Annotated in this window: 19 protein-coding genes; 4 read left to right on the forward strand and 15 right to left on the reverse strand. The window is 71.4% G+C overall.

All coding sequences use genetic code 11. From position 1 onward, the window contains the following. The 5 genes from E1287_RS19530 to E1287_RS19550 all read right to left on the reverse strand — a co-directional run. Positions 1–715 (reverse strand): SAM-dependent methyltransferase (locus tag E1287_RS19530; protein ID WP_131966420.1); only part of this gene is annotated, 715 nt, incomplete at its 3' end. A gap of 149 nt (positions 716–864) precedes the next feature. Next, complete coding sequence (gene fmdA, locus E1287_RS19535) at positions 865–2,112, reverse strand: formamidase (protein WP_131966421.1); 1,248 nt, start codon at positions 2,110–2,112, stop codon at positions 865–867. A gap of 62 nt (positions 2,113–2,174) precedes the next feature. After that, positions 2,175–2,804 (reverse strand): AmiS/UreI family transporter, encoded by a 630-nt coding sequence (locus tag E1287_RS19540; RefSeq protein WP_131966423.1) that lies wholly within the window; start codon positions 2,802–2,804, stop codon positions 2,175–2,177. Positions 2,805–2,813: 9 nt separating this feature from the next. Then, the gene (locus E1287_RS19545; protein WP_131966424.1) at positions 2,814–3,095 is read right to left on the reverse strand and encodes an FmdB family zinc ribbon protein; all 282 of its coding nucleotides are present in this window, start codon (positions 3,093–3,095) and stop codon (positions 2,814–2,816) included. 387 nt (positions 3,096–3,482) lie between these two features. After that, a complete protein-coding gene (locus tag E1287_RS19550) occupies positions 3,483–5,351 on the reverse strand; it encodes a CocE/NonD family hydrolase (protein ID WP_131966426.1) in 1,869 nt (622 codons plus the stop codon). A gap of 592 nt (positions 5,352–5,943) precedes the next feature. Here E1287_RS19550 and E1287_RS19555 point away from each other — a divergent pair. Further along, complete coding sequence (locus E1287_RS19555; RefSeq protein WP_243719219.1) at positions 5,944–7,590, forward strand: carboxylesterase family protein; 1,647 nt, start codon at positions 5,944–5,946, stop codon at positions 7,588–7,590. 49 nt (positions 7,591–7,639) lie between these two features. Here the strand turns inward: E1287_RS19555 and E1287_RS19560 are convergent, their stop codons facing one another. Further along, entirely contained in the window at positions 7,640–8,482 is an 843-nt protein-coding gene (locus E1287_RS19560; RefSeq protein WP_131966428.1) for an SAM-dependent methyltransferase, read from the reverse strand. 131 nt (positions 8,483–8,613) lie between these two features. Further along, a complete protein-coding gene (locus E1287_RS19565) occupies positions 8,614–9,777 on the reverse strand; it encodes a DUF5753 domain-containing protein (protein WP_131966430.1) in 1,164 nt (387 codons plus the stop codon). A 226-nt stretch (positions 9,778–10,003) separates the two neighbouring features. Between E1287_RS19565 and E1287_RS19570 the strand changes: the two genes are divergently transcribed. Continuing rightward, positions 10,004–10,855: a hypothetical protein gene (locus E1287_RS19570; RefSeq protein WP_131966432.1), complete on the forward strand. Its 852-nt coding sequence runs from the start codon at positions 10,004–10,006 to the stop codon at positions 10,853–10,855. Between the two features lie 10 nt (positions 10,856–10,865). Further along, complete coding sequence (locus tag E1287_RS19575) at positions 10,866–11,777, forward strand: LLM class flavin-dependent oxidoreductase (protein WP_131966433.1); 912 nt, start codon at positions 10,866–10,868, stop codon at positions 11,775–11,777. Positions 11,778–11,828: 51 nt separating this feature from the next. Here E1287_RS19575 and E1287_RS19580 read toward each other — a convergent pair whose 3' ends face one another. The 8 genes from E1287_RS19580 to E1287_RS19615 form a co-directional block, all read right to left on the reverse strand. After that, positions 11,829–12,713 carry an alpha/beta hydrolase gene (locus E1287_RS19580; protein WP_207934320.1) on the reverse strand — a complete coding sequence of 295 codons (885 nt, stop codon included), beginning with the start codon at positions 12,711–12,713 and terminating at the stop codon, positions 11,829–11,831. A 161-nt stretch (positions 12,714–12,874) separates the two neighbouring features. After that, positions 12,875–13,894, reverse strand: coding sequence for a nitronate monooxygenase (locus tag E1287_RS19585; RefSeq protein ID WP_131966435.1), 1,020 nt, complete (start codon positions 13,892–13,894; stop codon positions 12,875–12,877). Then, the gene (locus E1287_RS19590; protein WP_131966437.1) at positions 13,891–15,537 is read right to left on the reverse strand and encodes an AMP-binding protein; all 1,647 of its coding nucleotides are present in this window, start codon (positions 15,535–15,537) and stop codon (positions 13,891–13,893) included. Before E1287_RS19590 ends, E1287_RS19585 begins: the two co-directional genes overlap by 4 nt. A gap of 3 nt (positions 15,538–15,540) precedes the next feature. Next, positions 15,541–16,332 carry an enoyl-CoA hydratase/isomerase family protein gene (locus E1287_RS19595; protein WP_131966438.1) on the reverse strand — a complete coding sequence of 264 codons (792 nt, stop codon included), beginning with the start codon at positions 16,330–16,332 and terminating at the stop codon, positions 15,541–15,543. A gap of 2 nt (positions 16,333–16,334) precedes the next feature. Continuing rightward, positions 16,335–17,522, reverse strand: a complete 1,188-nt coding sequence (locus E1287_RS19600; RefSeq protein WP_131966439.1) for a CoA transferase — start codon at positions 17,520–17,522, stop codon at positions 16,335–16,337. Beyond that, positions 17,519–18,259, reverse strand: coding sequence for an enoyl-CoA hydratase/isomerase family protein (locus tag E1287_RS19605; protein WP_131966441.1), 741 nt, complete (start codon positions 18,257–18,259; stop codon positions 17,519–17,521). Before E1287_RS19605 ends, E1287_RS19600 begins: the two co-directional genes overlap by 4 nt. Continuing rightward, positions 18,252–19,226 (reverse strand): hydroxymethylglutaryl-CoA lyase, encoded by a 975-nt coding sequence (locus E1287_RS19610; RefSeq protein ID WP_131966442.1) that lies wholly within the window; start codon positions 19,224–19,226, stop codon positions 18,252–18,254. The genes E1287_RS19605 and E1287_RS19610 overlap by 8 nt, the downstream gene beginning before the upstream one ends. Before the next feature lie 129 nt (positions 19,227–19,355). Beyond that, positions 19,356–19,847, reverse strand: coding sequence for a MarR family transcriptional regulator (locus tag E1287_RS19615; RefSeq protein ID WP_131966443.1), 492 nt, complete (start codon positions 19,845–19,847; stop codon positions 19,356–19,358). A gap of 135 nt (positions 19,848–19,982) precedes the next feature. Here E1287_RS19615 and E1287_RS19620 point away from each other — a divergent pair, with 135 nt between their 5' ends. Then, positions 19,983–21,431 (forward strand): NAD-dependent succinate-semialdehyde dehydrogenase, encoded by a 1,449-nt coding sequence (locus tag E1287_RS19620; protein ID WP_131966444.1) that lies wholly within the window; start codon positions 19,983–19,985, stop codon positions 21,429–21,431.

A 21,431-nucleotide genomic window follows, 5' to 3' on the forward strand; every position in this document is an offset into this window, starting at 1 on the left:
GGTGCCAGCGGGGCATTGGGACGACGCCCGGGGCGAGGAGGTCCAGGCCGGTGAGGAGGCGTTCGACCTCCGTGCGGTCGCGGAGGTACATGGGGATGCCGCTGCGCGTGTACTCGCGGGCCAGGTCGCGGGACTCGGGGGCGAGGTCGCCGGTGGGGACGGTGAGGGCGACGTAGCTGCCGGAGGCGAGTGGGGCGACGAGCGCGTCCACCAGGCTTTGGGCGTCCTCGACGAACTGGAGCATCGCGATCACCGTGAGGGCGACCGGGCGGGCGAGGTCTAGGGTCTCGTGGAGGGCGGGGTCGCCGAAGAGTTCGTCCGGGGAGCGCATGTCGGCCTGGATGTAGGCGGTGCGGCCCTCGGGTGTGCTGGTCAGCAGCGCTCGGGCATGCGCGAGGACGATCGGGTCGTTGTCGACGTAGACGATCCGCGCGTCGGGCGCCGTCTCCTGGACGACCTCGTGCAGGTTCGGCGAGGCCGGGATGCCGGCGCCGATGTCGAGGAACTGCCGGATGCCGAGGCTCGTGAAATGGCGGGCCATCCGCCGCATGCAGGCGCGGTTGGCGAGCATCGAGGTGCGCAGGCCCGGCCAGCCCTCCAGCGCTTTCGCGGCGGTCTCGCGGTCGGCGGCGAAGTTCTCCGTGCCGCCGACGATGTAGTTGTAGACCCGTGCCGAGTGCGGACGGTCGGTCTGCAGGTCGGGTTCGTCCGGCATGGGCGGGTCCTGCCTTTCGCTCGGGGGCTCGTCCAGCCGTGGACTATAGCCCCGGAGCGCCGCGTGGCGGCCCGGTCGCCTGCGGGGCGAGCGGCCGGGCCGCCACGGCGGTCAGGGCGGCGGACGCCGCGGGCCGCCCTGCGGTCGTGTCAGGACGAGACCGCGCACTGGCCGCGGTCTGCGCGGCGCGGGCCGTCGGCCGTCGGGCGGATGTCGAAGTCGAAGATGGCCGTGGGCAGGTAGAGCGAGCAGCAGGCGTTCGGGATGTCGACGACGCCGCTGACCCGTCCCTCGATCGGCGCGGCGCCGAGCAGGAGGTAGGCCTGCTCGCCGCTGTAGCCGAACGTCTTGAGGTACTCGATGGCGTTCAGGCAGGCGTTGCGGTACGCGATGGTGGCGTCGTTGTAGTAGTTGGTGTTGGTGTCGTGGTCGACGGAGATGCCGATGAACGAGACGAACTCCGTGTAGCGCGGCTCCACGTTGCCGGGCATGAAGATCGGGTTGGTGGTCACGCCGTACTTCTCCATGCCGCCCTTGATGAGGTCGACGTGGAAGTCGATGAAGCCGCCCATCTCGATGGCGCCGCAGAAGGTGATCTCACCGTCGCCCTGGCTGAAGTGCAGGTCGCCGCCGGACAGCATGCCGCCGGCCACGTGCACCGGGTAGAACACGCGTGCGCCGCGGGTGAAGTTCTTGATGTCGTGGTTGCCGCCGTTCTCGCGCGGCGGGACGGTGCGGGCGCCCTCGGCGGCGACCTTGGCCAGCGCGTCCCCGGTGAGCGGACCGGCGAGCGTCCCCGGCTCGAGCGGCGGCAGCGCGAGCGGCGGCACCCGGTTCGGGTCGGTGTCGATGAGCGCCTGCTCGCGGGCGTTCCACCGGGCCAGCAGTTCCGGGGACGGCGCCGTGCCGAACAGCCCGGGGTGCGTGATCCCGGTGAAGCTGACCCCGGGGATGTGCCGGGACGTGGCCTGCTGGCCGTGGAAGTCCCAGATGGCCTTGTAGGCGTCGGGGTAGTAGTCGGTGAGGAAACCGCCGCCGTTCTGCTTGGCGAAGATGCCCGTGTAGCCCCAGCCCTGCCCGGGCTTCGGCCCGGTCTCCTGCGGGACGGGCCCGAGGTCGAGGATGTCGACCACGAGGAGGTCCCCGGGCTCGGCGCCCTCGACGGCGATGGGCCCGCTCAGCATGTGGCAGGGCTGCAGGTCGACGTCACGGACGTCGTTCGCGGAGTCGTTGTTGCCGATCTGGCCGTCGGTCCACTCCCGGCATTCCACCCGGAACTCCGCCCCTGGACGGACGGTCGCCGCCGCGGGGATGTCCGGGTGCCACCGGTTGTGGCCGGGGACGTTCTGGTCGCGCATCGACCGGGCCTGGTCGACGCTGAACACGACTTCTGGCATGAGTGCCCTCCCAGAGTTGTTGCGTGATCTGTTGAAAGTGCGGGTGATCTGTTGAAGTGCGGTCAGGGTCCGGTGGCGGGTTCGGCGGGCGCGCCTCCGGCGGTGTGCCCCCGCCGGGTCAGCGGCCACAGCCCGACGACGATGACGACGGTGCAGACCGCCCAGATCACGGCGTACTTGCCCGCGCTGGAGTAGTTGTCGGTCAGCAGCAGGAACGCCGGGAGCGTCGTCGTGCCCAGCGCGTTGGCGAGGGTCACCCATCCCGTGTAGTCGTTCAGTTCCGCCCGCTTGAGCCCCAGGAGGAGGAAGAACAGGAACCACAGGAAGGACCACGAGAGCCAGATGACCCCGAACGGGTAGTCCTTGACGTCGAAGAAGTTCACGGCCGAGAAGACGATCGCCGAGAACGACACGAACAGCGAGAACCAGCCGACGCCCGTGGAGTCGAGGCCGGCGAGGTTGCCGATGCCGACGTAGAGGTAGGTGAAGCCGAACAGGTAGATGCCGGCCGCGAAGCTGATCGCGGCCGTGTCGGTGCCCGCCTGGACCAGCAGGATCGTCGGGAACACGACCTGCATCGCGCCGACGAACAGGTTCAGGACCCCGGCGGATCGCGGGTCGACGCGGCCGAGGATCATCACCGCGTTGACGAAGAGCACCGCGCCGACGTAGAGCAGGCCTACGCTTGCCATGAGAACCCCCTAGGGCCGTGGTAGCAGCGCGTGGCGCGGATCGGACGGCGGGGCGGGGCGGCGCTCCGGCGGAGGCGCCGTCGTCACCACCTGGGGCTCGTGCCGGCTGGCCTCCTGGGCGTCCAGCGCCCGCGTGAGCGGGGCGCCGGGACGGGTGAGCGACGGTGCGGTGTAGACGCGGCGGGCGGTGCCGTCGCACTGGGCGCAGCGCTGCTCGGGGCGTGCCCGGCCCATCGGCAGCGCGAGGTCGAAGGGGCCGCAGCGCGCGCAGCGGTATTGATAGGTCACCATGACGGGCCTCCCGGCTGCCCATATGCTTACTTTCTGACGAAAGTATTTCTTCCGGAAGCATCCGTCAATGATGTGATGCAGGTCTTCCCGATCCGTGCGCGGCAAACCGCCTCGCGGCGAGGATTCGGCACCGCGGCCGCGGACCGGGTCACGGAGTGCGGGCCGGAGCCGTGCGATGACGTCCTGGTATGGGTTTCGGGAGCCGTGTTGCGCCGCCCGCCGCGGCCCGGCTCATGCGGGCCGGCGGCGCAGTGCGTGGCCGCTACCGGACGGCGGTGGACGGCGCGGTCGTTCGGGCCCTAAGTACTGTCGAGCGGAATAGTTCCAACCTGAACGGTGCCCCGTGCCCGCCGGCGAGCGGCGGGCCGGGGCACCGTCCGGGAGGGGTCAGCCGATCGGCCGCGGCATGATCGGCAGGGTGATCGAGGACGGGCGCTCGGCGTCGTGGAAGACCGTCTGATCGGCGACCTTCGTCCTGGTGTCGGTGCCGAACGTCTTCCCCGTGTTCGGGTTGCGGTCGAACATCGGGAAGTTGCTGCTGGAGATCTCCAGCCGGATGCGGTGGCCCGCCTTGAACACGTTGCTGGTGGGCCACAGCTTGATCGTGTACTTGTACACCTTCCCGGGACGGATCAGCGACGGGCGCTCCAGCGACTCCCGGTACCGGGCCCGCTGGATCCCGTCCCGGATCATCATCGAGCTGCCGTCCGGGTGGACGTCGGTGAGCTTCGCCGTCCAGTCGGTGTCGCGGGCGGAGGACGACGCGTACAGCGTCACCGAGATCGGGCCGGTGACCTCGGTGTCCTTCTCCAGCGGCGGCGTGCTGTAGACGAGGACGTCCCGCCGCTGCTCGATGAGCCGCTGGTCCTGGACGCCGCCGGGCACCGAGCTCTGGAACCGTCCGCCGAAGCTCGGCACCGGGTTCTCCGGGTCGTACCGGTAGCGGTCGGCCGCCTCCTTCGCCGGACGGCCGGTGCTGAGCGTGCCGCCGCCGGTCAGCGTGTTCGCGTCACCGTTGCTGTGCAGGTAGTACGTGGTGTAGTCGGTGCCGGGGATCGGCCAGGAATCCGCCGTCCGCCACTTGTTGGCGCCCATCACGAAGATCTTGACGGCGGGGTCCTTGTCCAGGCCGTTGCGCTTGCCCTTGAGCCAGTAGTCGAACCAGCGGAGCTGGACCTCCTCGATCGAGACGACGGCCTCCGGCCCGAAGTCCATCACGCCCGACCTGCGGCCCGAGCTGCCGTGGCCCCACGGGCCGATGAGCATCTTCGCGCCCTCGCGGGCCGTCTTGGACCCGCCCTTGGCGCGCATCCCGGCGAAGTTCTCGACCGTCCCGTCGAGGAAGATGTCGTACCAACCCCCGTAGTTCAGCGCCGGGACGGTGATCTGCGGGTACCGGTCGCGGATGCTCCAGCGCTTCCAGTAGGCGTCGTTGCTGGGGTGCTTGACCCAGTCGTAGTAGTAGGGCGCGACGCGTTCGTCCTTGGGGTAGAGCGGCGGCCACTTGTTCAGCGGCAGCGACCAGTACCACTTCCTGAACAGGTCCCGGGACGCCTGGCTCATCTCCGCGCTCAGCTTCGCGCCGTCGGGCAGGCGGTCGACGGCGCTGTTGGCCAGCGAGAACAGCGGCCAGTCCTGGGTGAACGACTGGTACATCGCGCCGCCCTCGTACGTCCACCCGTCGTAGGCGTCGGACGAGGTGAACGCCGGGACGATGGTGACCAGGTGCGGCGGCCGGAGGGTGGCGGGGAGCCACTGCGTCAGCCCCGGATAGGAGAAGCCGTACATGCCGACCTTGCCGTTCGAGCGCGGCAGCCGCGCCGCCCACTCGATGGTGTCGTAGCCGTCCGTGGCCTCGTCGCGGTAGGGGTAGAAGGTGCCGTCCGACTTGTACTGCCCGCGGACGTCCTGCGCGACGACCATGTAGCACGCGGCCGCATAGAAGTCGGGGTCGGCGTAGAAGATGTTCTCCGCGCGCTCCTTGTTGTAAGGCAGCCGGATCAGGATGACCGGGTAGTCCTCCTTCCCCTTCGGGGTGAACACGTTGGAGCGCAGGACGGTGCCGTCCCGCATGGTGGTGGGGACGTCCTTCTGGACGGTGAACTCGCACTTCTCGCCCGCCGCTCCCGTGCCGCCGGCGGCGCTGGCGCCGGGGGCGGCCGCCGCGCCGGCCAGCACCACGACCGCCGCCCCGAGGGACAGCTTCCGGCCCCGGCCCGCTCCGGCCGGTCTGGTGATACGCCGTCTTGATCTCATCCCCGCATCCCTTCCGGTCGATCACTCGACGTCGTCGGGCGGAGCATCACATGATCACGAGCGCTGGTCAGGAGGGGTGGGAGGCGGCTGCGCCGAACCGCCGGCCAGGCGCGTCGAGCATCGGGGCCGGCTGCGGCGAGCGGTCGGGAACGCACGATGAGCCGTGCGATTTGCGTGGATTGTCCCGATCCATCGGGCGAACGGCGACCGGCCGCGGAAATTCGGGCCCGAACGACCGCCCGTCGCAGGGATCCGACCGCTCATCGATCCCCCGCGCCGGTCGCCGCGCCCAGGTGGCCGCTGGCCGAACGCGGCGCCACCGGACTCTATCCGGCTTCAGAACGCCAATTTAATCTTCGATTCACCCGCGATCATCATGCGCGCGCACACTATCCGGCAGAAGTAAAGGCGCTACTGCCCTCGTCGGCCCCTGAGACAGATCCGTACCCCGCTCGTCACGCCACGTACCCGGACAGAGAGCGTCCGGAGCATTGCCGTTCCCGGTGGCGTGGCCGACTTCCCGCGACCCCCGGCGCCCTCCATTCGATCGGCGGCGCCGCCCATTCCCCCGCGCGAGAAAGAGAAGGTCGGCATGGAGCCGAAGAAACTCCGATGGCCCGCGATCATCGCGGCCGCGGCGGCGGCGATGATGATGTTCGCCGCCCCGCCGTCCGCGGCCCGCACCTCCCCCGCGTCCGCGACACAGTCCAAAACGGCCGAAGCGGCCGAATGCGCGCCGGGAACGACCGTCCACACGGACAAGGGACCCGTGTGCGGGACGGTCTCGAACGGTGTCGCGTCCTGGCTCGGAATCCGGTACGCCGCCGCGCCGGTCGGCGATCTGCGCTGGGCGCCGCCCGCGCCCGCACCCGCCTGGACCTCGACGTTCCCGGCCACCGAGCGGGGCAACAACTGCCCGCAGGCGGACGGTCTCGGCGCGGGGTCGGTCAATGAGGACTGCCTGAACCTGAACGTCCGGGCGCCGGAGAACGCCGGTTCCAAACGGCTGCCGGTGATGGTCCAGATCCACGGCGGCGGATTCCGGTTCGGCACTCCCGCCGACGGAAGCCATCTCGTCCGGTCCGGCAACGTCATCTCGGTGGAGCTGCACTACCGGCTCGGCATCTTCGGATTCATGGCGCACAAGGACCTGGGCCGCAACTCCGGCAACTACGCGTTCCAGGACCAGCAGGCGGCGCTGCGCTGGGTGCAGAAGAACATCGCCAGATTCGGCGGAGACCCGGGCAACGTGACCATTTTCGGGGCGTCCGCCGGAGGGTCGAGCGTCTGCGCCAACGCCGTTTCGCCCACCGCGAAGGGACTGTTCCACAAGGGAATCGCGCAAAGCGGCGAATACAACTCGCTGCTCGGGACGACCAACACGTCATGGCAGCCGCAGGACTGCAAGTCCGAACTGCCCACCGCGGACGAGGCGCACCGGATCAATGAGCGGTTCGCGGCCGCCGTCGGCTGCGGCGACGCCGCCGACACCGCCGCCTGCCTGCGCCAGGTGCCGGTGAAGACGCTGCTCGACAAGTCCGGCAACGGGATGGGCCCCGACCAGGGCACGATCGCGCCGGTCGTCGACGGCAAGACCCTCACCATGTCGATGGGGAAGGCGCTCGCCACCGGCCGCATCAACGACGTCACGCTCATGCACGGCGTTGACCGCGACGAGACCCAGCTGGCCTCCGCCAACACGCCCGCCGACTACCAGCGGATGGTGCGGGAGCAGTACGGGCGGTACGCCCCCCAGGTGTTCGCCCGGTACCCGCTCGACCGCTTCCCCGACCCGTCGGCGTTCATCGCCTACCGGACGATCGTCGCCGACTCCAACTCGGTCTGCCCGTCCCTGCTCAACCACCGGCGGATGTCACGCCATATCAATGTGTACGCCTACCAATCCGACAACGCCGATGCCCCGCCCGCGAGCTTCCTCGACCAGACCAAGCCGAACGGCGCCTTCCACGTCCTGCTGAACCAATTCCTGTCGCCCCGTCCGGGCGCGCAGCTGACCCCGAACCAGCAGGCGTTCGGCGCGCAGATCACCGCCCAGTGGACGGGTTTCGCCCGCACCGGCAGCCCGACCGTGAAGGGCGCGCCGTGGTGGCCGCGATTCACCCGCCACAACCCGGACGTGATGTCCCTGGCCCCGGCAGGCGACAGTGAGCTGACCCGCGAAATCGGACGCCAGCACCACTGCGACTTCTGGGACCGGCTGACCCCTTACAACCGCTGACCGTCAATCCTGAATCGGGCGCCGGCGTTCCCGCCGGCGCCCGATTCGGTCATGCGGTCTTCTTGGCCACTCCGCCCCAGGCGTCCACGACCGCCGAAGGGGCGAGCGGATTGTGCTCAGGACGCCATTGGTGAATCTGCACGACACCCGGATCGACCGGTTCCAGGCCGTCGAGGAAACGGCTGATCTGCTCGGGGCTGCGCAGATGGTAGGGGACGGACCCGCCCTCGTTGTAAAGGCGGATGGCCTCCACGTAGGCGAGGTCGGTATCGGTGCCGTCGTACACCGCCAGGAAGCTTTCCGGAGGGAGAGCGGCCGTGAGCCTGCCGATGATCGAACGGGCGCGCTCATCGTCCTCGGTGATCGGGACGTGCCCCAGCACGCCCATCAGCATCAGGGCGATCGGACGGTCGAAGTCGAGTTTCGTCCGGGCGACGTCGAGGATGGCTTCCGGTTCGTTCAGATCGGCGTCGATGTAGTCGGTGCCCTCGACCCGCTTGCTCGTCAGCAGGACCCGCGCATGGGCGAGGACCAGCGGGTCGTTGTCGACGTAGACGATGCGGGATTCGGGGGCGACCCGCTGCGCGACCTCGTGGGTGTTGTCGTGGCTGGGCAGCCCGGTGCCGATGTCGAGGAACTGCCGGATCCCCTCGTCCTCGGCCAGATGGCGGACGACCCGGGAGATGAAGTACCGGGAGACGCGGGCCATGTCCTTGATGGCCGGGTAGATCGCGGCGAACTGCTCACCGGCTTCCTGGTCGATGGGATAGTTGTCCTTTCCGCCCATCCAGTAGTTCCAGATGCGGGCGGAGTGCGGCACGGACGCGTCGATCCCCGCCAGCAGATCCTTTTCGGCCTCGCGCCAGGAGAACGCGTCGTCGCCGGAACTCATCGCAGCCTCCATCGGTGCGTGCCCGCCGCCCTTCACCGGGGGGAAGCGGGGCTTCACGGGAATCCGTTCCGCGCAAGGAAATCAAGCGGGCGACGGGGTGGCAACCCGCCGGACGGCCACTTTCCGATACGTCACTTGCCGGAGCAAAGACGGCGCAGCATGTCGCGGCTCTCGACGGGAGTTGCGGCCTCGATGCTGAGCCGGTCGAGTACCTGGCCGAAATGCAGCATGTCCGCGGCCCCGGTGGGGTAATCGGCGCCGCCGAGCCGTTCGAGATAGATCACGTCGGGCAGCAGTTCCTCGGCGAAGCGCAGGGCGGTGATCGGCCCGCCGGCGGCGGCGTACCCGCCTTTGCCCAGCGGCATCACCTGTATTCCGACATTCGGCAGGTAGGAGACCTTCAGCAGGTACTCCAGCTGAGCTTGCATCGTGGCGGGACCGCCGTATTCGCGGCGCAGCATCGCCTCGTCCAGGATGGCCCACAAACGCGGCGGGTTCGGGCCCCACAGCCTCTTCTGCCGCAGCATTCGCAATTCGACACGGCGGTTGATCTGCGTCTCGGGAGCCGTGCCGTGTTCCAGGCGGATGACCGCCTCGGCATATTCCGGTGTTTGCAGCAGGCCGGGAACGAATTGGATCTCGTACGCGTGGATCAACCGCGCCGCCCGCTCCAGGTCCAGGTAGAGCTCCGCCCACTCGGGGACCACGTCCCAGTACCGCCGCCACCAGCCCGCCGTCTTGAAGCGCCCCGCCAGCGCGTGCAGCCCGGCGTGCTCCTCCATCGCCTGGTCACGTCCCTGCGACGAACCCGACAGACGGATTCCGGCCAGGCGGCGCAACTCCGGCCGGACGCCCGGCACCGGGACCCGCCGCGGCACGGCCGCCTCGCGCACCGCCGCAGTATCAGGGCGTTCGCCGGTCGGGGACGGCGTCTCCCGCGGACGCCCGTGGAACCGGCGCCACGCCTCCTCGTACCTGGCCTTCCACTCGTCCAGGGTGCCGAGGTCGTCCGGGGCGACCCCGTTCTGGGACGCGATCACCCTCAGCACGGTCACCAGGGACGCCACCCACGGCCATTTCGGCAGCGTCTTCCCCTGCCGCGACAGGATGCGCTGGACCGTGGACCGCTTGAGCTCCTCCACCCGCAGCGTGCGTCCCTGCACCGGAGTGGCGAACTTGCGCGACAGCGCCTCCACCTCCGCGTAGCTCGGCGGCCCGGCCTTGATCCAGATGTCGTTGAGGCACGCGAGGAAACGCGCGAGAACGACCGCCGGGTCAGCACTGGACGATTCCATGATCCATTCCCGCCGTCTTCGTCCGCCGTCTTGAGATAACCGTACACATTGGAAACCGGCGGACAGGAGCGGAATTCCGGTCCCACCACCTCGCCATGAATAAGGACAAAGTGGGCAATAGTGATAAACATCAGAATTTCGAGCGCCGTCCCAACTCATCCCACCCCCGCGCGCGACGCCGCGCCCCGCGGCCAGAGTGGTGCCCGCACTTCGAGCGAAGGAGAGAATGCCCATGTTGCGGGACGCCGCTCCGCCCCCGCCGCTGCCGATGCGCCCCCCGGACGACCACGGACGACCGGCGGAACCGTGCTGGTCGACCGCCGACACCGCGGTGCTGGCGATGTCGCTGTTCACCACCTGGGCCGCCCGTACCGGACGCGTCCTGCGCAATGTGCCGATCAGCGAGCTGACACCCGCCGAACTGATCGAATTCTGGGCCGACGATCAATTGGAGGACGAGCGTCCCGATCCCTTTCCCGCGTCCCGCGCGCACACGACGGTGATCGCCGTCGACATCGTCGGCTTCGGACGGCGCTGCCGGGACACCGCGACCCAGCGGCGCGTCCGCCGCGAGATGTACGGGCGACTCGGCGAGGCGTTCGCCGCGGCGGGACTGCCGTGGCGATGCTGCCGCTGCGAGGACCGCGGCGACGGGGCGCTGATCGTCGCGCCCGCCGGGGTCGATCCCGTCCACTGCCTCGACCGGCTGGCGCACCGCCTGGCGGTCATCCTGCGCGGCCACAACCGGTTCGCGGACGACGCCGCCCGGCTGCGGCTGCGCATGGCCGTCCACCACGGCTATGTGGAGCGCGACGACTACGGGGTCTTCAGCCCCGCCACCATGCACCTGTTCCGGCTCCTCGAGGCGCGCTCGTTCAAGGAGGCGCTCCGGGCCGCGGGCGCGGACCTCGGCGTGATCACGTCCGACACGTTGTACACGGAGGCGGTGCTGCGCGGCGGCGGGCGGGCCGCGCTGTCGGCCTACCGGCCGCTCCGGGTGAGCTGCAAGGAGATCCGCCGCGCGAAAGCCTGGCTGTGGCTGCCATCCGGCCTGGTCACGGGCATGGAAGATCGTTAGGATAGGAGAGATGCGCTTCGCGATCTCGATTCCGCAGGACCTCCCCGACGGCGAGTTCGACCCGGCCGGTTTCCGCGCCTTTCTGCAAAGGGCCGAGGCGCTCGGCTTCGATGGCGCCTGGACGCAGGAGCAGGTCCTCGGGACGGCGTCCCGGTCGAGCCCGCTCGAAACGATGGCCTACGCGGCGGCGTGCACCGAGCGGATCCGGCTCGGCTGCGCGGTGTTCGTGAGCACGCTGCACAGCCCCGTCCATCTGGCCAAGAGCCTCAGCACGCTGGACCAGCTCAGCCGGGGCCGCGTGGACGTCGGCGTCGGGGTCGGCGGGGGCGGCCGGGTGCTGTCGGCGTTCGCCGTCGACGCGGACAGCCGCGTCGCGCGCTTCACCGAGGGGGTGGAGCTGATGAAGGCGTGCTGGACGCGTCCGCGCATCACCTTCGACGGGCGCTTCTGGCGGCTCGACGGCGCGGCCATGGAGCCCAAGCCGTTCCAGAAGCCCCATCCCCCGGTCTGGTTCGGCGCCCGGCATCCGAACGCGCTGCGGCGCGCCGTCCGGCACGGCGACGGCTTCTTCGGCGCCGGGTCCGCGACGACCGAGCAGTTCACCGACCAGGTGCGGACCGTCCGGGAGGCGCTGGCGGAGCAGGGCCGCGACGCCGCGGGCTTCCCGATCGCCAAGCGCGTCTACATCGGGGTGGACGACGACACGGCCCGCGCCCGGAAGAGGGCGGCCGCCACCCTGGAGCGGTTCTACGCGCGGGACGACCTGCTCTCCGTCGCGGTCTTCGGCCCTGCCGACGAATGCGTGCAAGGCGTCCGCGAGGTGATGGACGCGGGCGCCGAAATGGTCCTGTTCACCCCGCTCTGGGACGACGCGGAGCAGATGGAACGCATCGCCGCCGAGGTCATCCCTCAACTGCACTGAGCGGACCGGGGAGCCCGCAACGGGATCGGGCTCCCCGGAATCAGCGCGCCGTCACCGCGAATGCTTGCGCAGGAACTTGCGCAGGACGGGGTTGTAGATGTCCGACCGTTCCCAGTGCGGCGCGTGCCCGCACTCGTCGGCGACGACCGTCTCCACGTTGCGGAAATGGCTCGCCATGACCCGCTGCACGGACGGCGGGCTGTAGAGGTCGCCGTCCCCCCACAGCAGCAGGGTCGGCACCCTCAGCCGCTCCACGTCGGCCCAGGTGGGGCTGGTGGCGTACGGCTGCCCGACGTCGCTGGTCGAGGCCCGGTCGTGGATCTCCTCCCAGGCGTGCATCCCCTCCGGGTCGAGCGCCCGGTAGGACGGCCCCAACTCGATGAAGGAAGACGGCATGTCGTTGAAGCCCGTGGGCCGGAGCCGCCGCAGCATGGCGACGTACTCCGGGTTGGTCACGCTGGTCAGGCTGCCGCTGATGGAGAGGCTGAGGAGCCGCTCCTCATGCAGCAGCGCGTAGTCGAGCGCCACTCCCCCGCCGTAGGCCACGCCGACGAGGTGGAACCGGTCGATGCCGAGGAACTGGAGCAGCGTGTGCAGGTCGCCCGCGCCGGTTCCCGGGTCGTCGGGGTCCGGCGCGCTCGACTTGTACTTGCCGCGCATCGAGAAGCCGATGACGCGGTATCCGGCCTTGGCGAAGTAGGGCTGCTGGTACGGCCAGATCTCGCCGCTGCCGCTGCCGGGGTGCATGAACACGATCGGGGTGCCGCGGCCTCCGGTGTCCCAGTACCAGAGGTGTCCGCCGGGCACCGGCGCGTAGCCCTCGCGGGCCGGGACCTGCTCGGGAATGGGGATGATCTTGAGTGGAGGCTGGTTCGATCCGCCCGCGGCGGCGGCCGTCCCGCCGGCCGCGAACACCGCGCCACTGGCGGCCAGCACCGTGGCACCTCCCAGGAGTCCTCTGCGCCCGATTCTCGGAGCGGACGTTACCCGCTCGGCTCTGTCGTCGTTGATCGTCACTCAAGACCTCCCAGATCTTGATGTCGGCTGACTGTCCCCCGAGTACTTGGGTGGCGGGAGGCTGGCGGGCGGTCTGCGGGCTACCAGGCGGGAAGCGGTGTCGCGGCGGGACGGGCGGGACGGTCGCCGGCGGGCCACACCTCCGGCAGCCGGCCGAGCACGGCGGCGTACTCCTCGACGAGCAGCCGGACGATCCGCGCGGCCGGGAGGACCGCGTCGACCAGGCCGGCCGACTGGCCCATCTCGACCTTGCCGCCGACGACGTCGCCGCCGACGGCCGCGTCCCTCAGGCTGGCCGCGGTGAACTCGGCCCGGCGCCGTTCCAGGTCCGTGCCGGCGTGCTCCAGCTCTGCCATGCGGTCGGCGAAGTCGTTGGCCAGGACCCGGATCATGCCGAGGCCGCGGCCCACGGTGCGGGTGTCGCCGGTCCCGGCGGCGAGGACGGCCTCCTTGTAGGCGGGGTGGACGTTCGACTCGGCGCTGGCGATGAACCTCGTGCCGAACTGCGCGGCGCCCGCGCCGAGGGACAGCGCCGCGGCCAGCCCCGCCCCGTCGGCGAACCCGCCCGACGCGACGATCGGCGCCGCCGGGAACCGCCGGGCCACCGCCCTGACCGTGACCAGCGTGGACACGAGCCCGGCGGGCGGGTGGCCGCCCGCCTCCGCGCCGACGACGACGAGGCCGTCGACCCCGGCGTCCACCGCCTTGGCCGCGTGCTCCTCGGTGGCCACGACGTGCAGGCAGATCGTCCCGAGGTCCTGGAAGCGCCGCAGGTAGCGCTGCGGGCCGCCCTGGGACGCGATCAGGATCGGGACCCGCCTGGCCGCGAGCAGGTCCATGACCTCGTCCGCGCCCTTGCGGTATAGCGGCAGGTTCACCGCGTACGGACGATCGGTGCCGGACGCGACCTCGGTGATCGCGCGGTCGAGGTCGGGCAGCCGCATCGGGCCCGCGCCGATCACGCCGAGCCCTCCGGCGTTCGACACCGCGAGCGGCAGCGCCGAGTTCGACGACGCCCACGACATGCCCGCCTGGACGATCGGCAGGTCGCAGCCCAGCAGGCGCGTCACGGCCGTCTCGATCCGCGCGGCGCCGTTCATCTGGTCTCCACTGCGTCGAGCAGGCGGCGGGCGTGCTCGGCGAGGTGCCGCTTCTGGACCTTGGAGCTGGCCGTCATCCCGAACTCCTCGAAGCCCGCGACCACCCGGACGTGGCGCGGCACCTTGAAGCGGGCGAGGCGCTCGCGCGTCCAGGCGATGATCTCCTCCGGCTCGGCCGTGCAGCCCTCCGCGAGGACGACGAACGCGAACGGCACCTCGATCAGGCGCTCGTCCGGGACGCCGACGACCGCCGCCTGCTTGATCTTGGGATGGCCGTGCAGGACGTCCTCGACCTCGGTCGGCGCGACGTTCTCGCCACCGACGCGGATCAGCTCCTTGGCCCGCCCGACGAACTCGAGGCGGCCGTCGTCGCCGAGCCTGCCGAGGTCGCCGGTGCGCAGCCAGCCGTCCGGCGACAGCGCCTCCGCGGTCTCGGCGGGCATGGCGTAGTAGCCGCGCATCACGTTCCAGCCCCGGACGAAGATCTCGCCGACGTCCCCGGCCGGGAGGTCGCGCCCGGTCTCGGGGTCCTGGACGCGGACCTCGACGCCGGGCTCGGGCAGCATCCGGCCGCTCGCGCGGACGTCCTCGGGCTCCCACCACGCCGACTGCGCCACGTTCGGCGACGCCTCCGACAGCCCGTAGCCGACGACGCACTCGGAAGCGCCGAGCTCGTCCACGATCCGCCGGACGACCGCGGGCGACGCCGCCGCCCACGCGCCCCGCAGGTTGAGCCGCCGCTTGGACCGGTCCGGGTGGTTCAGCAGCATCAGCGCGATCGTGTCGTTGCCGGAGAAGTGGGTGCAGCGCTCCTCCTCGATCAGCCGGAGCGCCTCCCCCGCCTCGAACCGGTCCATCGTCACGACCGTGGCGGCGTGCTGGACGCAGGCCAGCACCGTCAGCGTGCTGCCCGCCGCGTGGAAGAACGGCCGCGCGCTGTGGAAGCGGTCACCGGCGCGCAGCCCGAGCCGCTCGCCGGAGAAGAACGCGTCGCCGCACATGTTGAGCTGGGTCAGCAGCACGCCCTTCGGATGGGACGTCGTCCCGGACGTGTACTGGATCAGCAGCACGTCGTCGGGCGTCCCGCACGGCTCGACCGGGCCCGCGGCGCCCGCCACGAAGTCGTGCCAGGACCGGGCGGCGGCGGGGACGTCGGCGGTGCCGGTACGTCCGAGCACGACGACCGACCGCAGGTCGGGCAGCTCGTCGCCCGGCAGCCCGGCGTCGACGGCGGGGCAGATCTCCCGCAGCATGGCGATGAAGTCGACGTTCAGGAACCGGTCGGCGACGAACAGCATCGAGGACCGCGACTGCCGCAGCGCGTACGCGATCTCCGGCGGCCGCCACCGCGTGTTGATCGGAACGGTCACCGCGCCCAGCGACCCGATGGCGAGGAACAGCGTGACCCACTCCGGGCCGTTGCCCAGGCAGACGGCCACATGGTCGCCGCGCCGGACGCCCGCCGCCGACAGCGCGGCGCGGACGGCGGCGACCTCGGCCTCCAGGGAGGCATAGGTGATACGGCCGTGCGTGGCGACGACCGCCTCGACGTCCGGCGCGATGGCCGCGGCCCGGCGCAGCGCCTCGTGGACGGTCAGCGGGCACACCCCGTCCAGCAGGCCGTGCGATCCCGTCGGTCCCATCGGTCAGCTCCCCTCCTGCGCCGCCGCCCGGCTCCGGCTCTCGCGCATGGCGGTGGCGAAGTCCTCGACGCCGCCGCGCCATCCGCCGTCCGCGAGGCAGCGTTCGATCGCCGCCATCTCGATCCGGATCCCCTTGGGCAGGTCCGTCTCCGAGCCGAGGTCGATCGCCTGCTTGGTCAGGGACATCGCCAGCCGGGGCGCGCTCGCGATCGTCGCGGCGATCTCCCTGCCCGTGGCCAGCAGCTCGGCGGCCGGGACCGTCCGCGCCACCAGGCCCACGGCGGCGGCCTCGTCGACCGCCATCGTCCTGGCCGTGAACAGCAGTTCCTTCGCGCGGCGCTTGCCGATGACGCGCTGCAGCCGCTGCGTCGCACCGACCGTGCCCCAGTGCGGCTCGGGGAAACGGAACGTGGTGTCGTCGGCGGCGACGACGAAGTCGCACGACATGGCGATCTCGCCGCCCGAGCCGACGACCGCGCCGTGCACCAGCGCGACCACGGGCTTCGAGCACCGCTCGATCGCCTCGTACGCGGCGAACGAGGCGAGGCGGCGGCGCCTGACCCAGGCCTCGTCGCGCCCCTCGCGCTCCTTGAGGTCGGCCCCGGCGCAGAACGCGGGCCCGTCCGCCCGCAGCAGGACGGCCCCGACGCCGTCGTCGGCGTCCAGGCGCGCGAACGCCTCGCTCAGCCCGTGGCACATGGGGAGGTTCAGCGCGTTGCGCGCCTCCGGCCTGTTGAGCACGACCTGCGCGACACCGTCGGCCTCGTGCACCAGCACCGGATCTTCGTCGCTCACCGCTAGATGGTCCCTTCTTCGCGTAGCCGGGCCAGCTCGGCCCGGTCCAGTCCCAGCAGCCCGGTCAGCACGGCGTCGGTGTCGGCTCCGAGCAGCGGCGGGACGCCCGGCTCGGGGTACTCGGTCTCGTCCAGGCGCAGCGGGGTCCGCAGGGCGGAGAACCTGCCCTCGGTGGGGTGGTCGAAGTGGCCGACCATGCGCCGGGCGTCGATGTGCGGGTCGGCGAGCGCCTCGCGCGCGGACTTCACCTCGCCCGCGGGGACGTCCACGGCCCGCAGCGCCTCCGCCAGCTCGTCCCGGGGCCACCGGCCGACGGCGGCGGTGAGCTCGGCCTTCACGCGGTCCCGCTGCGCGAGCCGGCCCTCGTTGGCGGCGAGCGCCGGGTCGGCGGCCAGCTCGTGCAGGCCGAGCACCCCGCACAGCGGGGCCCAGTGCTGGTCGCTGCCGCTGATGTGCAGCCAGCCTCCGTCCGCGCACTGGAACGCCTCGGACGGGACGCGCCCGGGATGCGCGGTGCCGGTGCGCCCGGGATCCTCGTCGAGCGCGAAGATCCGGGCGGCGGCGAGGGCCAGCAGGCTGGCCTGGACGTCCATCATCGCCAGGTCCACGTGCCCGCCCCGGCCGCTGGCACGCCGCTCCATGAGCCCGGTCAGCGCGGAGATGACGATCCACAGGCCCGACGTCATGTCGGAGACGGGGATGCCGACCTTGGCGGGCGGCGTGTCCGGGTGGCCGGTCAGCGACATGATCCCGGACAGCGCCTGGAAGACGGTGTCGTACCCCTTCCGGTCGGCGTAGGGCCCGGACTGCCCGAAACCGGTGCTGGAGATGTAGATCAGGCCCGGGTTGAGCGTCTCGAGCGCCTCGTAGCCGAGCCCGTGCTTGTCCATCGTGCCGGGCATGAAGTTCTCCACCAGCACGTCCGCGCGGGCGGCCAGGTCGCGGGCGATCTCCTGCCCGCGCGGGGTCCGCAGGTTGAGCGTGACCGACCGCTTGCCCCGGTTGAAGGCGAAGAAGTAGGCGCTCTCGCCGCCCGGCAGCCGCGGCTCGAAGCTACGGGACTCGTCGCCGCCGCCCGGCCGCTCGATCTTGATCACCTCGGCGCCGAGGTCGGCGAGGATCTGGGTGGCCAGCGGCCCGGCGAGGACGCGGCTGAAGTCCACCACGGTGACGCCCTCCAGGGGCCTCATGAGCCCGCCCCCCGGAACCCCCGCATGATCGTGTTGACGTCGCCGCCGGTCCGCATGGCCTCCGCGAACGGCAGGTCGGCGACGCGGTAGAACAGGTCCTTGGCGGCGGCCATGGCGAGCGGGTTCACCTCGGCCCAGCCGGCCGCTATCTCCAGACCCGCCTTCTCGGCGTCCTCCGGGTCGGCGACCTGGTTGGCGAGGCCGAGCTCGGCCAGCTCCTCGGCGTCCAGGATGCGGCCGGTGCTGATCAGCTCGAAGGCGAGCTTGCGTCCGAGGTTGCGCTGCAGCCCGGTCATCACGATCGCCGGGACGATCGAGTGCCGCACCTCCGGGTAGCCGAACTTCGCGTCGGTCGCCGCGACCATCATGTCGCAGCCGATCGCGAGGCCCGCCCCGCCGCCCATCGCCGGGCCCCGCACCACCGAGACGATCGGCTTGGCGAGCTGCTGCAGCATCATCTGGGTGCGGGTGGTCAGCTCGGCGCGGCGGATGACGGCGTGCTGGTCGGCGGGAGTCAGGTCGGCGAACTCCGAGAGGTCGGCGCCGGAGCAGAAGCCCCGTCCGGCGCCGGTGAGGACGACGGCGCGGACGGCGTCGTCGGCGTCGGCGGCGCGCAGCGCGTCGTACAGGGCCCGGGTGAGCTCGGTGTTCAGCGCGTTGAGCTTGGCCGGACGGTTCAGCCGCAGCACCCGGACCGCGCCGTGGTCCTCGACGATCAGCACCTCGGGCTCAGCCATTGCGTTCCACCTCTCCACCGGCGGCCGCGCCGCCGACAAGCTCTCCGCCGATCAGGCCGAAGCCGGCCCGGGCCACCATGCTGTGCAGCGGACGTCCGAGCGCCCGCTCGCACCGCTCGGACGCCGCCATGACCTTGCCGAGGTCGAGCCCGGTGGCGACGCCCTCGGACTCCAGCAGGTTCACCAGGTCCTCGGTGCAGACGTTCCCGGTCATGCCGCCGCCGTACTCGATCTGCGCGGGATGGCCGCCGACGCCGCCGAGCGAGCTGTCGAAGTCGCGGCAGCCGGCCTCCAGCGCCGCGACGCAGTTCGCGAGCCCGCTGCCGCGGGTGTTGTGGAAGTGCGCGACGACCGGCGGCGCGGACCCGCCCGCCGGGATCCGGCCGAACAGGTCCTTGACGGCGGCCGGCGTCGCGAGGCCGGTGGTGTCGCCGAGGGTGACCATGTCGACGCCGAGGTCGGCGAACCGGGCCGCGTCGGACGCGACGACGCCGGGGTCCACCGCGCCCTCGAAGGGGCAGCCGAACGCCACGGAGATCACGCCGACGAGCCGGAACCGTCCATCGGCGAGCCGCACCATTTCGGTCACCCGCTCCCACTGCCGCTCCCGCGTGGTGCGCATGTTGCGCTGGGTGTGCGACTCGGTGGCGGACACGAGCAGGCTCAGTTCCGTGGCGCCGTGCCCGGCGTCCAGATCGGCGATGGCGCGTTCCACGGCGCGGGGATTCGGACAGGTCGCCTTGTACGACACGCCGGCCGGACGGGGCAGCCCCGCGAGCACCTCGCTCGCGTCGCGGAAGGCCGGAACCCGCTCTGGGTGGCTGTAGCTGGTCGCTTCGATCCGCGTGAAACCCGCGTCGGCGAAGGAGCCGATCAGGTCGAGCTTCACCCCGGTCGGGACGTAGCCGGTCTCGTGCTGGAGCCCGTCGCGGGCGAAGCACTCGCAGATCGTGGCGCGGTCGGCCATCAGCGTCCGCCTCCTAGGGGAGCGTCGATGTCGTCAGGGCGAACAGGTCGTCACAGCAGGAATATAACCTACTGTTGACAACATCAACACCCGCGCTCGTCGGCGGACCCCTCCGGGGCGCGGACCGGATCAGCGCTCCGAGCGCTCCAGGGCCTTGGCCAGCGTGGCGAGCTTGCGCAGCGCCGAGTCGAGAACTTCCTGCTCAAGCGGGGTCAGGCAGACGAGGAAGGCGTTGTTGCGCTCGTTGGCGGCGGCGATCAGCCCCCGGTAGAGGGACTGCCCGCTGCGGGTCAGGGTGAGCTGGGTCGTGCGGCCGGGACCGGGCTCCCGCTCGACCAGGCCGGCCGCCGCGAGCTTGGTCGCGACCCGGCTCATCTGGGCCTTGTCCAGGCCGGCCAGCCGGGCCAGCCGGTTGACGGTCAGCGGCTCGTCCGCCCCGAGCAGCGCGATGGTCCGCCATTCCTGCAGGCTGACGTCGAATTCCCGCCGGTAGCGGAGTGCGGCGCTGCGGGAGAGCGCGTTCGCCACCCGGTGCAGCCGGTACGACAGCAGCTCCCTGATGGGGATGAGTTCGGTGTCCTCGGCGGCGGGGTCCGCTGAGCGGGACGGTAGGGCGTTCATGCCCCCCACTGTAAGACCGCGCCGAACCAGGTGGGTTCCCTCCGACCAGGTGTTGACAAACACAACACCCAAGGACAAGACTGACGCGAAATCGATTACGGTCGGCGTAACCGAAGGCACAGGGAGGTCCGCAACATGCCCGCAGACCCGTCAGCCACGCTGCTCATCGACGGAGTGTGGCAATCGGGACCCGCGACCTTCGACGTGACGGATCCCGCGACGCTCGCAGTCATCGCGCAGGCCGCCGACGCCGGGCCGCAGGAGGCGCTCGCCGCCCTCGACGCCGCCGACGCGGCCGCCGAGCCGTGGCGCCGGACGACCGCCGAGGAGCGCTCCGCCGCGCTGCGCGCCGGAGCGGGCCGGATCCGCACCCAGGCCGACGCCCTCGCCGCCCTCATGACCAGCGAGAACGGCAAGCCGCTCGCGGAGGCCCGGGGCGAGGTCCTGGGCTCGGCCCGGATGCTCGAATGGGCCGCCGAGGAGGCGCGCCGCGCCAACGGCCGGGTGGCTCCGGACGCCGCCGGCGGCCCCGGGATGGTCCTGCGGTCCCCGGTCGGCCCCGCGCTGGCGATCACGCCGTGGAACTTCCCCGCGAGCATGCTCGTCCGCAAGGTCGGCCTCGCGCTCGCCGCCGGCTGCCCCGTGATCGTCAAGCCCGCGGAGCAGACCCCGCTGATCGGCACCGAGCTGGTCCGGCTGATCGCCGAGGCCGGGGCGCTGCCCGCCGGGGTGCTCCAGTCGCTCACCACGACCCGTCCGGCGGAGGTGGTCGGTGCCCTGCTGGCCGACCGCCGGCTGCGCAAGGTCAGCTTCACCGGCTCCACCGAGGTGGGCCTGAGCCTGCTCGCGTCCACCCGCGACCACCTGCGCCGGACGTCCCTGGAGATGGGCGGCCACTCCCCCGCCATCGTGTTCGACGACGCCGACCTGCCCGCGGCCGCCGCCGCGGCGGCAGCGGCCAAGTTCGCCAACGCCGGGCAGAGCTGCATCGCGATCAACAGGCTGTTCGTGCACCGCTCGGTGCACGACGAGTTCCTCGCCCTGCTGCTGGAGAAGGTGGCGGCGCTGCGGCTCGGGCACGGCTCCGCCGAGGGCACCACCACCGGGCCGCTGATCGACTTCGCCGGCCTGGACAAGGTCGAGCGGCACGTCGTGGACGCGGTGAAGCGGGGCGCCGAGGTCGCGGCCGGCGGGCGCCGCTGGGTGCCCGCCGACGCCGAGCTCACCGGCGCCTTCTACGAGCCGACCGTCCTGACCGGCGCGGACGACACCATGCTGATCAGCACGGAGGAGACGTTCGGCCCCGTCCTGCCCGTCTACGCCTTCGACGACGACGACGAGGCGATCCAGCGGGCCAACGCCACCGACTACGGCCTCGCCGCCTATGTCTTCGGGGCCGGGCTGGCCCGGGTGTGGCGGGCCGTGGACCGGCTGAGCTTCGGGGTGGTGGCGGTGAACGAGGCGTTCCCCGTCCGGCCCGAGCTGCCGTTCGGCGGGATGAAGAACAGCGGTCTGGAGCGCGAGGGCGGCAGCGAGGGCATCGAGGCCTACCTGGAGACCAAGTCCGTGGCGATCAAACTCTGA

It is taken from the genome of Actinomadura sp. KC06 (assembly GCF_004348735.1).
Taxonomy (GTDB): Bacteria; Actinomycetota; Actinomycetes; order Streptosporangiales; family Streptosporangiaceae; genus Spirillospora.

Bases quoted from the DNA above. Each gene is read 5' to 3' on its own strand.
- E1287_RS19590 (WP_131966437.1), bottom strand. From the start codon at position 15,537: ATGGGACCGACGGGATCGCACGGCCTGCTGGACGGGGTGTGCCCGCTG.
- E1287_RS19575 (WP_131966433.1), top strand. From the start codon at position 10,866: ATGCGCTTCGCGATCTCGATTCCGCAGGACCTCCCCGACGGCGAGTTC.
- E1287_RS19560 (WP_131966428.1), bottom strand. From the start codon at position 8,482: ATGAGTTCCGGCGACGACGCGTTCTCCTGGCGCGAGGCCGAAAAGGAT.
- E1287_RS19550 (WP_131966426.1), bottom strand. From the start codon at position 5,351: ATGAGATCAAGACGGCGTATCACCAGACCGGCCGGAGCGGGCCGGGGC.
- E1287_RS19585 (WP_131966435.1), bottom strand. From the start codon at position 13,894: ATGAACGGCGCCGCGCGGATCGAGACGGCCGTGACGCGCCTGCTGGGC.
- fmdA (WP_131966421.1), bottom strand. From the start codon at position 2,112: ATGCCAGAAGTCGTGTTCAGCGTCGACCAGGCCCGGTCGATGCGCGAC.
- E1287_RS19555 (WP_243719219.1), top strand. From the start codon at position 5,944: ATGGAGCCGAAGAAACTCCGATGGCCCGCGATCATCGCGGCCGCGGCG.
- E1287_RS19570 (WP_131966432.1), top strand. From the start codon at position 10,004: ATGCCCATGTTGCGGGACGCCGCTCCGCCCCCGCCGCTGCCGATGCGC.
- E1287_RS19610 (WP_131966442.1), bottom strand. From the start codon at position 19,226: ATGGCCGACCGCGCCACGATCTGCGAGTGCTTCGCCCGCGACGGGCTC.
- E1287_RS19600 (WP_131966439.1), bottom strand. From the start codon at position 17,522: ATGAGGCCCCTGGAGGGCGTCACCGTGGTGGACTTCAGCCGCGTCCTC.
- E1287_RS19565 (WP_131966430.1), bottom strand. From the start codon at position 9,777: ATGGAATCGTCCAGTGCTGACCCGGCGGTCGTTCTCGCGCGTTTCCTC.
- E1287_RS19605 (WP_131966441.1), bottom strand. From the start codon at position 18,259: ATGGCTGAGCCCGAGGTGCTGATCGTCGAGGACCACGGCGCGGTCCGG.
- E1287_RS19545 (WP_131966424.1), bottom strand. From the start codon at position 3,095: ATGGTGACCTATCAATACCGCTGCGCGCGCTGCGGCCCCTTCGACCTC.
- E1287_RS19620 (WP_131966444.1), top strand. From the start codon at position 19,983: ATGCCCGCAGACCCGTCAGCCACGCTGCTCATCGACGGAGTGTGGCAA.
- E1287_RS19615 (WP_131966443.1), bottom strand. From the start codon at position 19,847: ATGAACGCCCTACCGTCCCGCTCAGCGGACCCCGCCGCCGAGGACACC.
- E1287_RS19540 (WP_131966423.1), bottom strand. From the start codon at position 2,804: ATGGCAAGCGTAGGCCTGCTCTACGTCGGCGCGGTGCTCTTCGTCAAC.